15 protein-coding genes and 1 pseudogene are annotated in these 17,074 nt (G+C 57.6%); 12 read left to right on the plus strand and 4 right to left on the minus strand.

The window, feature by feature from the left end; translation table 11 throughout:
* Positions 1–49: 49 nt before the first annotated feature.
* The 4 genes from ABJM11_RS12370 to ABJM11_RS12385 all read left to right on the plus strand — a co-directional run bounded on the left by ABJM11_RS12370 (position 50) and on the right by ABJM11_RS12385 (position 3,430).
* Positions 50–844, plus strand: a complete 795-nt coding sequence (locus ABJM11_RS12370) for a sulfite exporter TauE/SafE family protein (RefSeq protein ID WP_348296789.1) — start codon at positions 50–52, stop codon at positions 842–844.
* A gap of 15 nt (positions 845–859) precedes the next feature.
* Complete coding sequence (gene lgt, locus ABJM11_RS12375) at positions 860–1,648, plus strand: prolipoprotein diacylglyceryl transferase (RefSeq protein WP_348296790.1); 789 nt, start codon at positions 860–862, stop codon at positions 1,646–1,648.
* The gene (locus tag ABJM11_RS12380) at positions 1,645–2,484 is read left to right on the plus strand and encodes a thymidylate synthase (protein WP_348296791.1); all 840 of its coding nucleotides are present in this window, start codon (positions 1,645–1,647) and stop codon (positions 2,482–2,484) included. Before lgt ends, ABJM11_RS12380 begins: the two co-directional genes overlap by 4 nt.
* A gap of 430 nt (positions 2,485–2,914) precedes the next feature.
* Positions 2,915–3,430 (plus strand): dihydrofolate reductase, encoded by a 516-nt coding sequence (locus tag ABJM11_RS12385; protein ID WP_348296204.1) that lies wholly within the window; start codon positions 2,915–2,917, stop codon positions 3,428–3,430.
* Between the two features lie 9 nt (positions 3,431–3,439).
* Here the strand turns inward: ABJM11_RS12385 and ABJM11_RS12390 are convergent, their stop codons facing one another.
* A complete protein-coding gene (locus tag ABJM11_RS12390; protein ID WP_348296205.1) occupies positions 3,440–4,957 on the minus strand; it encodes a DEAD/DEAH box helicase in 1,518 nt (505 codons plus the stop codon).
* Positions 4,958–5,155: 198 nt separating this feature from the next.
* On the opposite strand from ABJM11_RS12390, the gene ABJM11_RS12395 reads away from it, so the two are divergent.
* Together ABJM11_RS12395 and ABJM11_RS12400 are read left to right on the plus strand one after the other, a co-directional pair.
* Positions 5,156–5,944 (plus strand): thioesterase family protein, encoded by a 789-nt coding sequence (locus ABJM11_RS12395; RefSeq protein ID WP_348296206.1) that lies wholly within the window; start codon positions 5,156–5,158, stop codon positions 5,942–5,944.
* A 45-nt stretch (positions 5,945–5,989) separates the two neighbouring features.
* On the plus strand, positions 5,990–7,180 hold the full coding sequence (locus ABJM11_RS12400; RefSeq protein ID WP_348296207.1) for a YbfB/YjiJ family MFS transporter: 1,191 nt from the start codon (positions 5,990–5,992) through the stop codon (positions 7,178–7,180).
* Between the two features lie 28 nt (positions 7,181–7,208).
* Here ABJM11_RS12400 and paaX read toward each other — a convergent pair whose 3' ends face one another.
* The gene (gene paaX, locus ABJM11_RS12405; RefSeq protein WP_348296208.1) at positions 7,209–8,171 is read right to left on the minus strand and encodes a phenylacetic acid degradation operon negative regulatory protein PaaX; all 963 of its coding nucleotides are present in this window, start codon (positions 8,169–8,171) and stop codon (positions 7,209–7,211) included.
* A 305-nt stretch (positions 8,172–8,476) separates the two neighbouring features.
* On the opposite strand from paaX, the gene ABJM11_RS12410 reads away from it, so the two are divergent.
* From ABJM11_RS12410 to ABJM11_RS12435, 6 genes and pseudogenes are all read left to right on the plus strand, one after another.
* Positions 8,477–9,634 carry an ABC transporter substrate-binding protein gene (locus ABJM11_RS12410; RefSeq protein WP_348296209.1) on the plus strand — a complete coding sequence of 386 codons (1,158 nt, stop codon included), beginning with the start codon at positions 8,477–8,479 and terminating at the stop codon, positions 9,632–9,634.
* 79 nt (positions 9,635–9,713) lie between these two features.
* On the plus strand, positions 9,714–10,589 hold the full coding sequence (locus tag ABJM11_RS12415; protein ID WP_348296210.1) for a branched-chain amino acid ABC transporter permease: 876 nt from the start codon (positions 9,714–9,716) through the stop codon (positions 10,587–10,589).
* Positions 10,589–11,596 (plus strand): branched-chain amino acid ABC transporter permease, encoded by a 1,008-nt coding sequence (locus tag ABJM11_RS12420; RefSeq protein ID WP_348296211.1) that lies wholly within the window; start codon positions 10,589–10,591, stop codon positions 11,594–11,596. The genes ABJM11_RS12415 and ABJM11_RS12420 overlap by 1 nt, the downstream gene beginning before the upstream one ends.
* On the plus strand, positions 11,593–12,351 hold the full coding sequence (locus ABJM11_RS12425) for an ABC transporter ATP-binding protein (protein WP_348296212.1): 759 nt from the start codon (positions 11,593–11,595) through the stop codon (positions 12,349–12,351). The genes ABJM11_RS12420 and ABJM11_RS12425 overlap by 4 nt, the downstream gene beginning before the upstream one ends.
* Before the next feature lie 38 nt (positions 12,352–12,389).
* Positions 12,390–12,818: pseudogene (locus tag ABJM11_RS12430) on the plus strand (hemerythrin domain-containing protein); the annotation flags it as partial.
* A gap of 210 nt (positions 12,819–13,028) precedes the next feature.
* Positions 13,029–13,733: an ABC transporter ATP-binding protein gene (locus ABJM11_RS12435; RefSeq protein WP_348296521.1), complete on the plus strand. Its 705-nt coding sequence runs from the start codon at positions 13,029–13,031 to the stop codon at positions 13,731–13,733.
* A 122-nt stretch (positions 13,734–13,855) separates the two neighbouring features.
* On the opposite strand, the gene paaZ is transcribed toward ABJM11_RS12435, so the two are convergent.
* Both paaZ and paaE read right to left on the minus strand, forming a co-directional pair.
* Entirely contained in the window at positions 13,856–15,901 is a 2,046-nt protein-coding gene (gene paaZ / locus ABJM11_RS12440; RefSeq protein ID WP_348296213.1) for a phenylacetic acid degradation bifunctional protein PaaZ, read from the minus strand.
* An 89-nt stretch (positions 15,902–15,990) separates the two neighbouring features.
* Positions 15,991–17,070, minus strand: coding sequence for a 1,2-phenylacetyl-CoA epoxidase subunit PaaE (gene paaE / locus ABJM11_RS12445; RefSeq protein ID WP_348296214.1), 1,080 nt, complete (start codon positions 17,068–17,070; stop codon positions 15,991–15,993).
* Between the last annotated feature and the right edge of the window lie 4 nt (positions 17,071–17,074).

A 17,074-nucleotide genomic window follows, 5' to 3' on the forward strand; every position in this document is an offset into this window, starting at 1 on the left:
ATCGGTGTGTATCATACCAGCCTGTTTTGTTCTCTGCGTGTGGCTGAGTATGACCCTGATTGCAGTAATTGGTCTTTATCTGGCGCTGGGCGCCCTGGCGGGCACCATGGCGGGCCTTTTCGGTATTGGTGGCGGGCTGGTGATCGTGCCGGTCCTGATCTTCAGTTTTGGTTTGCAGGGAATCAGTACTGAAATCACCGCGCACCTGGCTGTGGGAACATCCCTGGCAACCATCGTTTTCACATCAATGAGCTCCATTCGCTCGCATCACCTCCATCAGGCTATTCGATGGGAGATTTTCCGGCCCATGACCGCCGGTATTGTGATAGGTGCCATGGTTGGCGCCTGGACCGCGTCCATGCTCAGTGGCGATGCCCTGGAACTGATCATTGGTGTGTTTGTCATTGTGGTGGCGCTGAAAATGCTGCTGCAGGTCAATCCGAAACCCGGCCGCGAGGTGCCCGGTCCCGCCGGGCTGGGCGGGGCTGGCGCGGGAATTGGCTGGGCGTCTGCAATTTTCGGTATAGGCGGCGGTACACTGACGGTGCCTTTTCTGAGCTGGTGTAACGTTCGCATGCAGCAGTCGGTGGGAACCTCCGCCGCCTGTGGCTTGCCCATTGCCGTGGCTGGCGCACTGACGAACATCGGCACCGGCTGGCAGAATCCGCAATTGCCGGAGCTCAGTGTGGGATTCATTTACCTGCCGGCGTTCCTCGGTATTGTTCTGACCAGCGTCCTGTTCGCGCGGGTAGGCGCCAATCTGGCTCATCGCCTGGACGCCGCCCTGCTGAAAAAAATCTTCGCCATGGTGCTGATCGTGGTGGGTATCCGTTTTCTGTTATGACCTGAGGGGTTATTGATGCTCCAGCATCCGCAAATCGATCCGGTGGCGATTTCCATCGGGCCGCTGAAAATACACTGGTACGGCCTCACCTATCTGGTTGGATTTCTGGTGGGCTGGTGGCTGGGGCGTATTCGGGCCCGCAAACCCTGGTCGCCGATTACCGAAGTTCAGATGGGTGACATGCTTTTCTACATCGCCCTCGGGGTCATATTGGGCGGACGCTTCGGCTATGTGATCTTCTACAACTTCGGAGCCTTTACATCCGACCCGTTGATGCTGTTTCGGGTATGGGAGGGCGGTATGTCCTTCCACGGCGGGCTGTTGGGCGTAATGTTCGCCATGTGGTGGTTTGGCCGCAAGGTGGACCGCACTTTCTGGCAAATCGCGGATTTCGTCGCTCCACTGGTGCCGGTCGGCCTTGGGGCCGGACGTATCGGCAACTTTATCAACGGCGAACTCTGGGGCAAGCCCACGGACCTGCCCTGGGGTATGGTCTTCCGCACGGCCCCCGACGCCCTGGCTAGACACCCGTCCCAGCTGTACCAGTTCGCCCTCGAAGGGGTGGTCTTCTTTTTCATTCTGTGGTGGTTTTCCTCAAAGCCCCGGCCACGCATGGCCGTATCCGGGCTGTTTCTGGCGTGCTATGGGGTGTTCCGTTTTCTTGTGGAATTCGTTCGCCAGCCCGATCCACAGCTTGGCTACCTGGCCTTCGACTGGCTGACGATGGGGCAGGTACTGTCATTCCCGATGATCCTTGCGGGCGTTGCATTGATTGTTTTTGCTTACCGGAGAAACGCTGAATGAAAGCCTATCTCGACCTGATGAAAGACGTGGTGGACAACGGCATGGACCGCGGCGACCGCACCGGAGTCGGCACCCGGTCCGTGTTTGGCCGCCAGATACGCTTCAACCTGCAGGAAGGCTTTCCTCTGGTGACCACCAAGAAAGTCCATCTGCGCAGTATCATTCAGGAGCTTCTGTGGTTCCTGCAGGGCTCTACCGACAACACCTGGCTGAAAGAGCGCAACGTGTCCATCTGGAACGAGTGGGCTCTCGAAAATGGCGATCTGGGACCTATCTACGGCAAGCAGTGGCGCAGCTGGCAATGCCCAGACGGCAGCACGGTTGACCAGATCAGTGACGTGATCGAGCAGATCCGTAACAAGCCCAACTCCCGCCGGCTGATTGTCTCCGCCTGGAACCCGGCAGAACTCCCTGACGAATCCATTGGCCCCCAGGACAATGTCCGCCAGGGCCGAATGGCACTGGCGCCCTGCCACTGCCTGTTCCAGTTCTACGTCTCTGACGGCAGGCTCTCCTGCCAGCTGTACCAGCGTAGCGCCGATCTGTTCCTGGGCGTACCGTTCAATATCGCCTCCTACGCATTGCTGACCCATATAATCGCCCAACAGTGCGATCTGGGCGTTGGCGAATTTGTTCACACGTTTGGCGATTGCCATCTGTACCAGAACCATCTGACCGACGATATCGTCTTCGAGCAGTTAAAGCGTGAGCCACGAGCGTTGCCAAAGCTTGTGATCAAGCGGAAGCCTTCATTGATCTTCGAGTACGAACTGGAGGATTTCGAGTTTGACGGATACGACCCCTATCCCGGAATTAAGGCGCCCATTGCAATTTAATCTCTAGTTGGGACCGGCCCTTTGATTTTGGCGTTTGCAGGACAGCGGGTGGGGACTTCCGAAAAACGCCTCAAGACGTCCCTGTGCGGCTTGGGCTCCGCCATCCATGGCTCCGCACATTTTCGGAAGTCCCCACCCGCTGCCCTGCGATCAGATAGCAGAGTTCGATTATCAAAAAACTTGATCGGATTGGAGTATCTACTCTGATCTAAGCCTAGTTAAGTGTACTGGTTAGTGGTGATTGTGGATCAGCTGACTGTAATGTCGAATCGCAAGAGGGCGGGAGACGTGTCCAAAAATGTGCGGAGCCATGGATGGCGGAGCCCAAGCCGCGTATGGATGCCTTGAGGCGTTTTTTGGACACGTCTCCCGCCCTCTTGCAGCCCCATAGTCAAAGGCCAGAAAAACTCCCAAGCCAGAGGTTTAAGCAATGAGGAAAGCTCTTATAGTGGCGATGTCCCGCAACAGGGTCATCGGCCGTAACAACAAGCTGCCATGGTACCTTCCCGGTGATTTGAAGTACTTTAAACAGGCAACTATGGGCAAGCCCATCATCATGGGGCGGAAAACCTGGGATTCTATTGGTCGGCCATTGCCAGGGCGGATGAACGTAGTGATTTCGCGGAATACTGACTGGGAAGCGCCCGCAGGCACAGTGGCTGCAAAGTCACTGGATGAAGCATTGATGAAGGCCGAAGCTCAGGCCGAGATCGAGGGTGGGGACGAAGTCATGATTATCGGTGGCGGGCAGATCTACGCAGAAGCCCTGCCGATAGTGGACAGAATCTACATCACTCAGGTGCATGCTGAGGTGGAGGGGGACGCATTCTTTCCGGAAGTGAACTGGGAGGAATGGGAAGAAATCGGACGGGAGGATTTCTCCGCGTCCGATAACAACCCTTACGACTACAGCTTCGTCGTCTGTCAGCGATTAAAGCAGCCCTGAGCGACTGAATCAGTCCTGACGGGGTGGGCGTTTGCCGGCCGGCTTGCCGCCTTTACCAGGGGGCTTGCCCTTCGGGCCGGGGCCGCCGCGGCCTTTGGGGCCTTTCTTGAAGCCAGGCTTATAACCAGGTTTGCCACCCGGACGACCACCGCCGCCCTTGCGGTCCCGACGTGGCGGCGCGGTGGCTGAAATCTCCGGCAGGGCCTCTGGCTGCTCCAGCGGGAGTGAGCCTGGCTGGGACGCTTCCAGCCAGCAGGCCAGGGCGCCGGCTACCATCGCGGTGTCCATTTCATTGCGCTCGGCAATCTCGTCCAGCAGCGCCATCGCTTTGGCCAGCTTGCCATCTTCAGCAAAACCCAACAGCTGCGTTTCAAACTGCTCTTCACGCATCTTCTTGAGTTCGACCGGCGAGGGCAGCTGATAGGATTTCATCGGCGAGTTGGTGGCACGCTCCAGAGTACGCAGCCAGCTGCGTTCGCGGGGCGTTACCAGCAGAATCGCCTTGCCTTCGCGACCCGCTCGGCCGGTGCGGCCGACCCGGTGGATATAGGCTTCCGTATCGTAGGGCACGTCGTAGTTGATGACGTGGGTGATACGGGGCACATCCAGGCCGCGCGCGGCAACGTCTGTGGCGACGATGATGTCTTTCTTGCCACGCCTGAGGTCTTCCACCGTCTGTTCACGCTGACGTTGGTTGAGATCGCCGTTCAGCGGCGCTACGGCATGCCCGCGCGCTGACAGCTTTTCTGCGAGCAGCGTGGTTTCCGCTTTGGTGCGGACGAAGATAATGGCAGCATCCAGCGGCTCTACTTCCAGAATGCGCGTCAGGGCATCCAGTTTGCGCTCGGCATAAACGGGCAACACAAACTGGGAAATACGCTCAACCGTGCGAGTTTCGCTCTCGATTTTTACTTCCGTGGCATCGCGCAGATAGGTCTGGGCGACTTTCTTGATCTGCGGCGGCATGGTCGCGGAGAACAGGGCGCGCTGACAGTTTTCCGGGGTTTTCGCCAGAATGGCTTCCACATCGTCAATAAAGCCCATGCGAAGCATTTCATCCGCTTCGTCGAGTACCAGGGCTTTGAGGCTGTCCAGCTTCAGGGTGCCCTTGCGCAGGTGGTCCAGCATACGGCCCGGAGTGCCCACAATTACCTGGGCACCACGGCGCAGGCCTTTGATCTGGGGGAAAAAATCCTGGCCGCCGTAAATCGGCAGTACATGGAAATTGCGGAACTTGCTGGCGTAGGTGGTGAATGCCTCGGCCACCTGGATGGCCAGTTCCCGTGTTGGGGCCAGCACCAGGATCTGCGGCTCCATCAGGGCCGCATCAATGCGGCTCAGCAATGGCAACGCGAAGGCTGCGGTCTTCCCGGTGCCGGTCTGGGCTACGCCCAGCAAATGCTTACCGGCCAATAGCGCAGGAATGGTCTGGGCCTGTATGGGAGAAGGTTTTTCATAGCCGACGGCGGCAACAGCTTCAAGGACAGCTGGATCCAGGCCGAGTTCGGCAAAAGACAAGTCAGACATTAAAGTACTCGGAATTCGAAGGGTAGAGCATTGCAATGCAATGCATGATGTGGCGGGGATTATAACTGGTTTCTTGAGTCTTTAACACGGCTAATGCCGGCAGGGCTGTAGGTAGTTGCCGGCGCCGACAGTTGCGTTGCGGGAGGATATTCGGCAATCTCCGGAGTGAATCGGGTAGGATGCTAATAAGGCAGGCTGATGAATTTCGAAAAATTATTGGAAGTGGCCGCAAGTGGTGGCGAAGTAACCATTCCGTCTTCCTGGGCCCAGGGCCGGGCCTCCTTTGGCGGTGTGAGCGCGGCGCTTGTGTTTGACCGGATGGCCAATGTTGTTGCACCTGGCCGGCCGATGCGGTCCATGCAGGTGTCATTTGTGGGGCCGGTAACACCGGAAGAGCCTGCAACGGTGGAGGCCGAGCTTCTGCGTGAAGGAAAAGCTGTCAGCCAGGTGTTGGGCCGCATCGTTCAGGGTGGCGAGTCCAGGCTGGTGGTTCTTGCCAGTTTTGGTGGCGACAGGGATTCGGAAGTGCAGGTGGAGGCCTTGCCAGCACCGGAAGCGAAACCGGTAGACCAATGTAACGGATTGGATTATATCAAGGGCGTGACCCCGGAATTTATCCAGCAGATCGAAATGCGCTGGGCTTTTGGCAACCTGCCATTCACTGGTAAAGGTGGTCGCGAGCTTGGTGGTTGGATGCAGTTCAGGAAGGCTCCGGAAACCTTTTCAGACGCACACATTATCGCTCTCGTTGATGCCTGGCCGCCTGCTGTTTTGCCCTATGTGAAAGGGCGGGTGAAAACCAGTTCCCTGAGTTGGACCCTTGATATCGTGCATCCCAGACCGGTTCTGGAGCCAGGAGATTGGCTGCTGTACAAGGCGACGATTGATGAGGCAAGTTCGGGATACGGTCACACTCATGCGGGTATCTGGACCGCAAGCGGAGAGCTGGTAGCCCTGAGTCGACAAACGGTAACGGTTTTTGGATAGCGATAATACCGGCGGCCATCCCTGTCTTTGAAGTAAGGAATCATTGTGAAACCGGTCGAAACGATGAAAGTGCTGGTGGCCAGCGTGATTGCGGTGGTGGTCATGGTGGGTATTGCTCGCTTCTCCTATACGCCGATGATCCCCGAGATGGTCGGCGCGCTTGGTCTGAGCACCTCCGTAGTGGGCATGCTGGCCACGGTGAATTACGCCGGCTACCTGACCGGTGCTTTGCTGATCACCCGGATCAGCGATCTCGGGCTAAAGGTACGGCTGTACCAGCTCGGGCTTGTAGTGGCAGTGATCTCGACGGTTCTTATGGGGTTCACCACCAATGTGTGGTTGTGGTTCCTGCTGCGGTTCGTTTCCGGGCTCAGTACCTCGGCAGGCATGTTGTTGGGGGCTGGTCTGCTGATGAGTTGGCTGATAAAGCACAACCAGAAGTCCGAGCTGGGTGTGTTCTTTTCTGGTATCGGGCTCGGCATTGTCCTGACAGCGGTAGTGGCTGAGCTGATCAAGGATGCGTTCACCTGGGATGCGCAGTGGGTTATTTACGGGCTGGTGGCATTGGTGCTGCTGGTCCCGGCCTGGCACTGGATGCCGGACTACCGGGCCTGCGCCTTGCCGCAAACGGCCGCCAGGGGGGCGGGGGATGGTCGTAGCCGCTTCATCCGGATTTTGCAGCTTGCCTATTTTTGCGCGGGTGTGGGCTATGTGGTTACGGCCACCTTCCTGGTGGCTATCGCGGAAGGCATGCCGCAGCTCAGTGGTCACGGCTGGCTGATCTGGCTGGTTGTAGGCCTTGCCGCCACACCGGCCTGCTGGCTGTGGGACGTGTTCTCGCGCCGGTGGGGGCAATGGCTGGCGCTTTATCTGGCCTATACCCTTAACGCTGTCAGTATCATGATGTTGATCGTCAACGCCGATCTGATCGGGGTGATGCTCAGTGCCGTGATTTATGGCGCCAGCTTTATCGGGATCGTCAGCATGATGCTGGCGATGGTGGGGCGGGTTTTCCCCGAGAATCCGTCCCGGCCCATGAGTCGGCTGACATTCAGTTATGGCATAGCCCAGATGCTGGCACCTGCCGTGGTGGGCTATCTGGCCGACGTGGAAGGTAACTACACCAACGGTCTCTGGCTTACCCTGATTGTAATGGCGCTCGGCGTGGTGATGCTGCACCTGGCCCGTAAAATGGACCAGCGGGGGCAGGGTGCGTCAGCGAGCTCCCCGCCATAGGGCCTGGAGAATTGGTTTCGGGGCGGCCTTATTCCATTTCCATCAGGGTTTCGTTGAGAGCTCCCGTGTCGCGCAGCCCCCCGAAGCGTTTATAGAACTTCTCACCCGGTCCTGGCAGCGGGCCGGAGGCATTTTCCAGGGTCTCGTCCAGCCACTGCTCGGCGCGCACATAGATCTGCCGGTACAGGTTGCGGCAAAGCTGCTTGGCGCTGCGACCTTCCCAGTCCCCCGGTAGCAGCTCATCCGGGAGCAGAGGATCACGAAGCAGAATTTTACGATATTCATGGATCAGCAGAACCCGCAGTAACAGGCACTCCTCCGGGCTGAGGGTGTCGTCGGACTGCAGTTCCCTCCACAACGGGCGGAACTGCTTCAGAAAACGTCGGTACCGCCCGCCCAGCTCATCCAGATTCCAGCTCTCGCGAACCTGGAGGCGAAGCGCTCGGGGACTCTTCTGTTCCATGGGCATGGTCTGCATGACGATGGTGTCTTCCAGGGCACCCCATTCCTGCAGCATGGGGATCAGTTCGCTCCGGGTAAATCTCGGATGCTCCATAAGCCCCGGAGCCATGCTGCCAAAACTGAGCCATTTCAGCTCCTCCCTGACTTTTTGGCGCAGTTCCGGTGCCAACTGATTCAGGTAGACCAGGCACCAACTGCCATTCCACTCCGCCGTATCAAGATTGTAAACGTGCTGAAAGGCCTGCTCGAACCGGCGCAGTCCTGGGCCGGTGAGGCTGTAATAGCTGCAGCGACCGACTTTTTCGGTTTGCAGCCAGGACTCCTGAACCAGTCGGTACACAGACGTGCGGACCAGCCGCTGGCTGATGCCCATGGGCTCCACCAGTTTCATCAGGCTGCCAAGCCAGACATTGCCTCCACGGGGAACGATGGCGTCGCCATAGATGGTAATGATGAGAGAGCCGGCACGGAGTGGCCTTTTCTTCTGGAAGTTTTCGACGAGCAGTTCGAGCTGGTTTTTTGCAGTCATGGCCTTGGCTTCGCAAATAAGAATCAATGAAACATGTTGCGCGTATTATGCGGGTCTTACGTGTCAGGTAAAGGCTTGTCTCTCTGTCTGGTTTACTGGCGCGTTGTGCCTGCGTCAGCTTTACTGGAAGAGCACTGCCCGCACTCCCTGAAATCGGTTGACATGGAAGTTATGATACAATAACTTCGTTTGATATTCGTCAATGGTATCGAATTTTACCGGGAGCGAAACAGGGATTGGTGCAATCAAGGATGAAGTGACAAAAACTTTCTCAAGCCCCAGCACAATTCGGGAGAACAAAAACAATGCTTAAAACAATGATACGTCGCGCAGGAAAATGCGCAGCCGTTGCTGCTGCCGGTCTCATGATGATGAGTGCCCAGGCAGCTGAACCAATCAAGATCGGGTCGTTCCTGTCTGTCACAGGTCCGGCATCCTTCCTTGGCGATCCCGAGCTGAAGACGCTCGAGATGTACGTCGAAAAAATTAATGAAGAGGGCGGTGTCCTTGGTCGTCAGCTGGAGCTGATCCACTATGACGACGTTGGCAATGCCTCTTCTGCACGCAACTTCGCCAGTCGCCTGATCCGTTCAGACCGTGTTGATATCATTGTTGGTGGCAGCACCACCGGTGCAACCATGGCGGCGGTGCCGCTGATTGAACAGGCACAGGTTCCGTTCATTTCGCTGGCTGGTGCCGTGGTTATCACCACACCGGTGAAGAAGTGGGTGTTCAAGACCCCGCAATCCGACCGTATGGCGGCCGAGCGTATCCTGACCCACATGAAAGATCGTGGTATCACCAAGATCGGTTTGATTTCCGGTACCGGTGGTTTTGGCAGTTCCGGTCGCACCCAGACCCTGGAAGTGGCCGAAAAGATGGGCATGGAAGTGGTGGCTGATGTCACCTACAGCGGATCTGATACAGATATGACCGCTCAGTTGACCAATATCCGTAACACAAGCGGTGTTGAAGCCGTTCTGAACTTTGGCTTTGGCCAGGGCCCGGCGATTGTGACCCGGAACTACGCCCAGCTGGGTATGGAGCTTCCGTTCTATCAGTCCCACGGTGTGGCCTCTGACAGCTTCCTGGAGCTGGCGGGTTCCGCCGCCGAAGGTCTTCGCCTGCCGGCATCTCCGCTGCTGGTTCCGGATTCCCTGCCGGACGACGACCCACAGAAAGACGTGGTGCAGAACTACAAGTCTGAGTACGAGGCTCGCTGGGATTCCAAGGTTTCAACCTTCGGTGCCTATGCTTATGACGGCCTGATGCTGGCGGTTCGCGCTATCGAAGAGGCTGGCTCAACCGATCCTGAAGCTGTACGTAGCGCACTGGAAAACATCCAGGGTTACGTCGGGGTGACGGGTGAGTTCAACATGTCTCCGGATGATCACAACGGTCTCGATCCAGATTCCTTCCGCATTCTGGAAGTCCAGAATGGCGAATGGAAACTGATTGACTGATACCCCTTTCACCTGTCTCGCGGCTGGCGGCTGCTCAATGGAGTAAGTCGCCGGCCGATGTTCGACCGGAACCACCGCTATGCTCGCAGAATTCTTACAGTACCTGTTCACCGGAGTTACCATCGGTGCGACCTACGCACTGATTGCCCTCGGTTTCACCCTGATTTACAACGCCAGCCACGTCATCAACTTCGCCCAGGGCGAATTTCTGATGATCGGAGGTATGGCGACAGTTTCGCTCACGGCCATGGGCGTACCCATGGTGCTTGCGGTCGTGCTGGCCATCACTCTGGCTGGCGTGCTGGGGATTGCCCTTCAGCGCCTGGCCATTGCCCCCGCAAAACAGGCGGATGTGGTAACCCTGATTATCATCACCATTGGGGCCTCCATCTTTATTCGTGGTATTGCCCAGGTGGTCTGGGGCAAGGAATACCATGTGATGCAGAATTTCAGCACGGACCAACCAATTCAGGTATTTGGTGCAGTGCTTAACAGCCAGAGCCTCTGGGTTCTGGGTATCGGAGCGGTGATGGTCGTAGCTCTGGTGTTGTTTTTCACCAAGACGCTGATTGGCAAAGCGATTCTTGCGACCTCCATGAACAAGGAAGCGGCGCGCCTGGTGGGTATCCGCACCCAGATGGTGTTGATGCTGGCGTTTATGGTGTCGGCGCTGTTGGGATCGGTTGCCGGTATTGTTGTCGCACCGATCACCTTCACCTCCTATGACATCGGTATCATCCTTGGCCTGAAAGGCTTTGTTGCGGCGGCTATCGGTGGCCTTGGCAGCGGCGTGGGTGCTGTGGTCGGTGGCCTGGCCCTGGGCATTGTTGAAGCCATGGCAGCCGGTTACATTTCCTCCGATTACAAGGATGCAGTCGCGTTTTCCATGATTCTTTTGGTGCTCTTTTTCATGCCCCGCGGGCTCTTTGGCGCCAAAGTTGTGGAGCGTGTCTGATGCTGAATCGATTTATGCAGTCGCGTCTCCGGGACCTGATGGTTCTTACATTGATTCTTGCCGTTCTGCCGGCTTTTCTCAGCAACCCCTTTCATTATGAGCTGGCTACCCAGATAGCCATTATTGCCGCTACGGTTGTCGGCCTGAACCTGCTGGTCGGCTTTGCCGGGCAAATCAGCCTTGGGCACGCCGGGTTCTTTGGCCTCGGCGCCTACTTCACCGGGATAGCCACGGGAACCTATGGTTGGCCGTCGGTGCCGGCGTTGCTCGTGGGTGCTGCCGTCGTTGGTCTTATTGCCTGGGTGGTCGGGCGCCCGATCCTGCGTCTGAAAGGGCACTACCTCTCCATGGCAACCCTTGCAGTGGGCTTTATTATTGCCATTATCCTGAACAACGAACGGGCCATTACCGGCGGCCCCGACGGTATGCCTGTTCCGGCTTTTGAGGTGTTCGGCTGGGAGCTCAGTTCATTTGGCGCCTACTCATTGTTCGGATTGGAGATTTCCGGTGTTCAGGCCTGGTATATGTTTGCCAGTGCTGTTCTTCTCGTGGCGGTCTGGTTCGCCCTGAACCTGATTGAATCTCCCATTGGCCGGGCTTTGCGGTCTGTGCATGGTTCGGAAGTGGCGGCCAGTGTGGTCGGGGTCAATACAGCGAAGTATAAAAGCCTGGTATTCGTGATCTCCGCCATTTATGCCAGCCTGATGGGCGGCCTCTACGCCCACTTCCAGGGCTTTATCACGCCGGCGGTGGCGAGCTTCGAGTTCTCCATTCTCTTTATCACCATGGTGGTGCTCGGTGGCATGGGGTCCACATTCGGTGTGATTCTGGGAGCCGTCGTGCTGAAGCTGTTGCCGCAGGTGCTGGCGGACTTCCAGGAACTCGAAACAGTCATGTTCGGCCTGATACTGATGTTGACGATGATCTTCATGCCCAAGGGCCTGTTGCCCACACTCACCGCCGTTGTTTCCAAAAGAGTGCGCAAGAAAGCGGGAGGTGAGGCATGACAGCACTGGTTGAAGTAAAAGCGCTGGACAAGGCCTTTGGTGGTGTTCATGCGGTGGAAGGCGTCAGCTTCGCCGTGGAGGCGGGGCAGGTCTATTCTGTTATTGGCCCGAACGGTGCCGGAAAAACCACGCTGTTCAACCTGATCACCGGCCTCTACGTTCCCACCAAGGGTGAGATTCTGCTGAACGGTGAGAGTACCGCCAGGCTGGAACCCAGCGAGCTTGCTGAGCGGGGCATGTGCCGGACGTTTCAGCAGATGCAGATCTGTATGAACATGACCGCCATCGAGAATGTGATGCTTGGCCGGCACCTCCAGCTCAAGAGCAACCTGTTCACCACGCTGTTCCGCTTGCCGGCCTTGCGCCGGGATGAGGATTCTGCGTACAAGCGCGCTGCTGAACTTATGGAATACGTGGGCTGTGGCGAGTACGTGGGGGCGGAGGCTTCCGCAATGTCCTATGGAGCCCTCAAGCGCCTGGAGATTGCCAGAGCCCTGGCGGCGGAACCCAAGGTCATTCTGCTGGATGAGCCGGCGGCGGGTCTTAACGCAACAGAGACCGCGGCACTGGAAGACCTGATCCGGAAAATTGCAGATCAGGGGGTGACTGTGATGCTGGTCGAGCACGATATGAAATTGGTGATGGGAATATCCGATCGCCTGCTGGTGCTTAACTATGGTCGCGTTCTGGCCGAGGGTACGCCCGAGGAAATTCGTCAGAATCCGGACGTTATTGCCGCCTATCTGGGTGGCTGAGCAAGGAGACATTTCACATGAGCGAGCAACACACTGAAATGGCGCCTGCCCAGTCACGCAGTGAGCAGGCCGTCCGAATTATTGTTCACGAACACCAGGCGCTCTGGCGGATACTGGATCTGCTGGACCAGCTTCTGAGCGATATGAACGTCAATGATCAGCGGCCAGATGAGCGGCTGCTCACGACGATCTTTGATTATATCCAGCATTTTTCCCAGCGGGTACACAGTACCCCCACGGATATTGAACTCTATAAGCGACTCAGTGAGAAGTCTCCCGAGACAGCGCCACTGCTGGAGAAGCTGGCCAAGGGCTATGTGATCGGACATGCAAAACTTCTGGAGTTGCGCCAACTGCTGGCGCAGTGTGAAGAAGGCTGGCCCGAAGGTCGCGAGGAATTCAGTCACGCCCTGGCACGTTTTACAGAGGCCCTTCGCAAGCATATCCGCAAGGAAGAAGGCGTGGTTATCCCCAGGGCCAGGAAGCTGCTTACCGAGGAAGACTGGCAGCAGATCATCGAAGCGCGGGACGTGGAAAACGACCCGCTGTTTGGTGAACGGGTGCGAGAAGAGTTTCGTGAGTTGCGCCACCAGATTGTCAGTTATACCCCGGAGAAGTTTGGCGGGTTGGGGCTGAAACACGCAGACCGGGTCACTGCGCCTCACGCAAAGCAGGAAATGCTCTCCATCAAGGGGCTTGTGACGTCCTACGGCCAGATAGAGGTCCTGCATGATGTGGATATCCATATCAACAGTGGGGAGATTGTCTCCCTGGTGGGGGCCAATGGCGCTGGTAAGTCCACGCTGCTGATGACAATCTCCGGATTACAGCCTACAGACCGTGGCGCGATAACCTTTGAGGGCAAGGACCTGTCGAAGATAACGGCTGACCAGCGGGTGGCCAATGGTATCGTACAGGTGCCCGAGGGGCGACAGGTGTTCAAGGATCTCAGTGTCCAGGACAACCTTCTGCTGGGCGCCTATACCCGTGGCAGGTCACCTGAAGTCATGGACGATCTGGAGCGCATGTACACCAAGTTCCCCATCCTTCGTCAGAAGCGCCACAACCTTGCTGGTGAGCTGTCCGGTGGTCAGCAGCAGATGCTGGCCATGGGGCGGGCCCTGATGGCCAAGCCGAGACTGCTACTGATGGATGAGCCCAGCATGGGCCTGGCGCCGTTGATCATCGAAGAGATCTTCAACATCGTCAAGGAGCTCAAAGAAGAGGGCATTACCATCTTCCTGGTGGAACAGAATGCCTCCCAGGCACTGGCTCTGGCTGACCGTGGCTATGTGCTGGAAACCGGAAAGGTGGTGATTGAAGGTACGGGCCGGGAGCTGCTCAGCAATGAGAAGGTTCGTGAGGCCTACCTGGGGATGTAATTCCCTGACGTTTTTGCAGCACAGATAAAAGGGGGACAGGTCTTGCGACCTGTCCCCCTTTTATTTGCCTGTGACTTTCTCCCTGGGGTCCAGAACAGGGAGAAAGCAGGTTCGCCCGATTGTTATTCGGGCTTTTTGGCAACCAGTGTCAGGATGTCGTAGCTCGCAACCAGCTCGTCATTCTGGTTGTGAACCTGAACATCCCAGACCACGACACCTTGCGGGTGCCCGTCCGGGGATGTGCGGCCCTGATCGATCTTGCGTTTGCAGGTCAGCCGCGCCCGGATGGTGTCGCCCGGCGCTACCGGCTCGATAAAGCGCAGGGTATCCAGACCGTAGTTCGCCAGAACCGGGCCCTCGCCCGGGTCGACAAACAGCCCGGCCGCAGCTGACAGCACGAAGTAGCCATGGGCGATGCGCTTGCCGAACTGGGAGTCCCGCGCCGCAATTTCATCGAAATGCATGTAGAAGTGGTCGCCGGACAGGCAGCCAAAGTTGACGATGTCCGCCTCGGTGACCGTGCGCCGGTGGGTCAGCAGCGATTCGTTGATCTGCAGGTCCTCGAAATGGCGACGGAAGGGGTGCACTCCGGTTTCAATCAGATCGGCACCACGTACATACTCGCGGGTAACCGCTGCCAGCATGCTCGGGGAGCCCTGGATCGCGGTGCGCTGGAGGTAGTGGTGAACCGCACGGATGCCGCCCAGTTCCTCACCACCACCGGCGCGGCCGGGGCCGCCATGCTTGAGCATCGGCAGGGGGGAACCGTGACCGGTGGATTCCTTCGCGGCTTCAGCATCCAGCAGGTGCAGGCGGCCATGGAAAGCGGCGAGCAGTGGTGCAATCCTGCCGGCAATGGCAGGGTCCCGGGTGGTCAGGGTGGTGACCAGTGAGCCGCGGCCTTTTGAGCAAAGCTCAACGGCATCTTCAACGGTGTCGTAGGGAATCACCGTGGCAACCGGGCCGAATGCCTCGATATCGTGGGCACCACAGCCGTTTTCCGGATTCCGGCACAACAACACGTGCGGCTCAATGAACGCGCCTTTGTCAGTGCCATCGCCGGTGGCCTTGAAGTTGCCGTCGCCACCGATGATCAGTTCGCTGGTTTCCAGAAGTTTCTGGATGTTGGCTTTGACGTCTTCAAGCTGGTCGACAGACGCCAGCGCGCCCATGCGAACGCCTTCCACGGCGGGATCGCCGATGGTGACTTTTGACAACCGCTCTTTGAGTTTGTCGCAGACCGCATCTACCTGGCCTTTGGGTACCAGGACGCGGCGGATAGCGGTACATTTCTGACCAGCCTTGGCGGTCATCTCGCGGCCCACTTCCTTCACGAAGATATCGAACTCTTCGTGCTCCGGGGTCACGTCTGGCGCCAGAATGGCGCTGTTGAGTGAATCCGCCTCGGCATTGAACGGGATTGACCGGTTAATAATGTTCGGGTGATTCTTGAGTTTGCGAGCGGTGGTTGCGGAACCGGTGAAGGTCACCACGTCCTGCTCTTCCAGATGATCGAAAAGGTCGCCGGTGCTACCGATGATCAACTGCAGGCTGCCTTCGGGCAGCGCGCCGGATTCCTGCATCAGGCGGACGGCCAGCTCGGTGACGTAGCACGTCGAGGTGGCCGGCTTCACAATGGAAGGCATGCCCGCCAGGAAGGTAGGCGCAAACTTCTCGAGCATGCCCCACACCGGGAAGTTGTAAGCGTCAATGTGAACTGCCACGCCGCCCCGAGGTACCAGGATATGGGTGCCGGCAAAGTGGTTGTTCTTGCCCAGAGGCGTCACTGGTCCTTCGTGCACCACGTTGCCGGAGGGCAGTTCGCGGCGGCCCATGCTGGCGTAGGAGAACAGGGTGCCGAAGCCGCCATCAATATCAATGCCGTTATCGCCCTTGGTAGAACCGGTATGCATCGACAGGGCGTACAGCTCTTTCTTGTGCTCCTGAAGATGCAGGGCCATGGCCTTCAGGGCCAGGGCGCGCTCCTGGAAATCCATCGCCATCAGGTTTTGACCGCCTACCTTGCGGCCGTACTCAACAGCGTTCCTGAAATCGAGGGTATCGTCGTGGGTGTGTGCCACGATCTCGCCGTTGATGGCACTGGGGAGGGCTTTGGCTGGCTTTTCACCGACCCACTGGCCGGCAATGAAACTTTTCAGGACTGACATGGGAAACTCCATTTGTATCTGAAACGCCAAGGCAAGCCCTGTTTGGGCAGGGCTTGCCTTGTTCGTGTCGCTCTCTGGTGGGGGTGGAATTACATCTCGTCGTAATCCAGAACCACCTTGTCGCTGACCGGGTAGCACTGGCAGGAAAGTACGTAGCCGGCTTCCACTTCGTAATCCTCCAGGGCAAAGTTCTGGTCCATTTCCACCTCACCTTCAACCACCTTGGCGCGGCAGGTAGAACAGACGCCGGCCTTGCACGAATAAGGCAGATCCGCCCCTTCCTCGTTGCCGGCATCCAGAATGCTCTTGGTGTCGCGAACCAGCGGGAAAGTCAGGGACCGGCCATCGGCAATAACCGTTACTTCACTGACGGACTGGGGGTCGACATGAGAGGGATCCCTGTCTTTCCGGGGCTGGGGGGCGCCACCGACCGGCGTAAACAGCTCGAAATGAATCCTGCTTTTGTCCATGCCATGGCGAAGCAGCGAGTCCCGTACGTCCTCTGTCATCAGTTGAGGACCGCAGATGAAAGCGGCGGTAAGATCCTTGGCGTTGATCCAGTGATCGAACAGGGCGTCGCATTTGTCGTGATCAATCCGTCCGTTGTAAAGGTCAATGTCTTGCTCTTCACGGGTGAAGATATAAACCAGGTTCAGGCGGGCCATGTATTCGTTCTTCAGGTCCTGGAGCTCATCCCTGAACATGGTGCTGCTGGTGGCCTTGTTGCCATAGAACAACGTGACCTCGCTCTTGGGCTCGGTTTCCAGGGTGGTCTTGACGATCGACAGTATCGGGGTGATGCCACTGCCCGCGGCGACGGCCAGATAGTTGCCTTCCCGCTCGGGATCCAGGTCGATGGAGAAATGGCCCTGGGGTGGCATGACTTCCAGCGTCTGGCCTGGCTTCAGCTGCTCATTGGCAAATGTGGAGAAACGACCACCGGCAACCCGTTTGACCGCGATGCGCAACTCCTGATCATTGACGCTACGGCAGATCGAATAGGAGCGACGTACTTCTTCGCCGTCCATTTGCGTTCTGACAATCAGGTGTTGGCCCTGCTTGTAGCTGAACTTGTCTACCAGATCTTCCGGCAGGTCAAAAGCAAGTGATACCGCGTTTCTTGTTTCAGGTCTGACCTCTTTGAGGGTCAGTGAGTAGAATTTGTTCATGGTC

The sequence above is a fragment of the Marinobacter sp. genome (assembly GCF_039977835.1).
In the GTDB taxonomy this organism is placed as follows: Bacteria; Pseudomonadota; Gammaproteobacteria; order Pseudomonadales; family Oleiphilaceae; genus Marinobacter.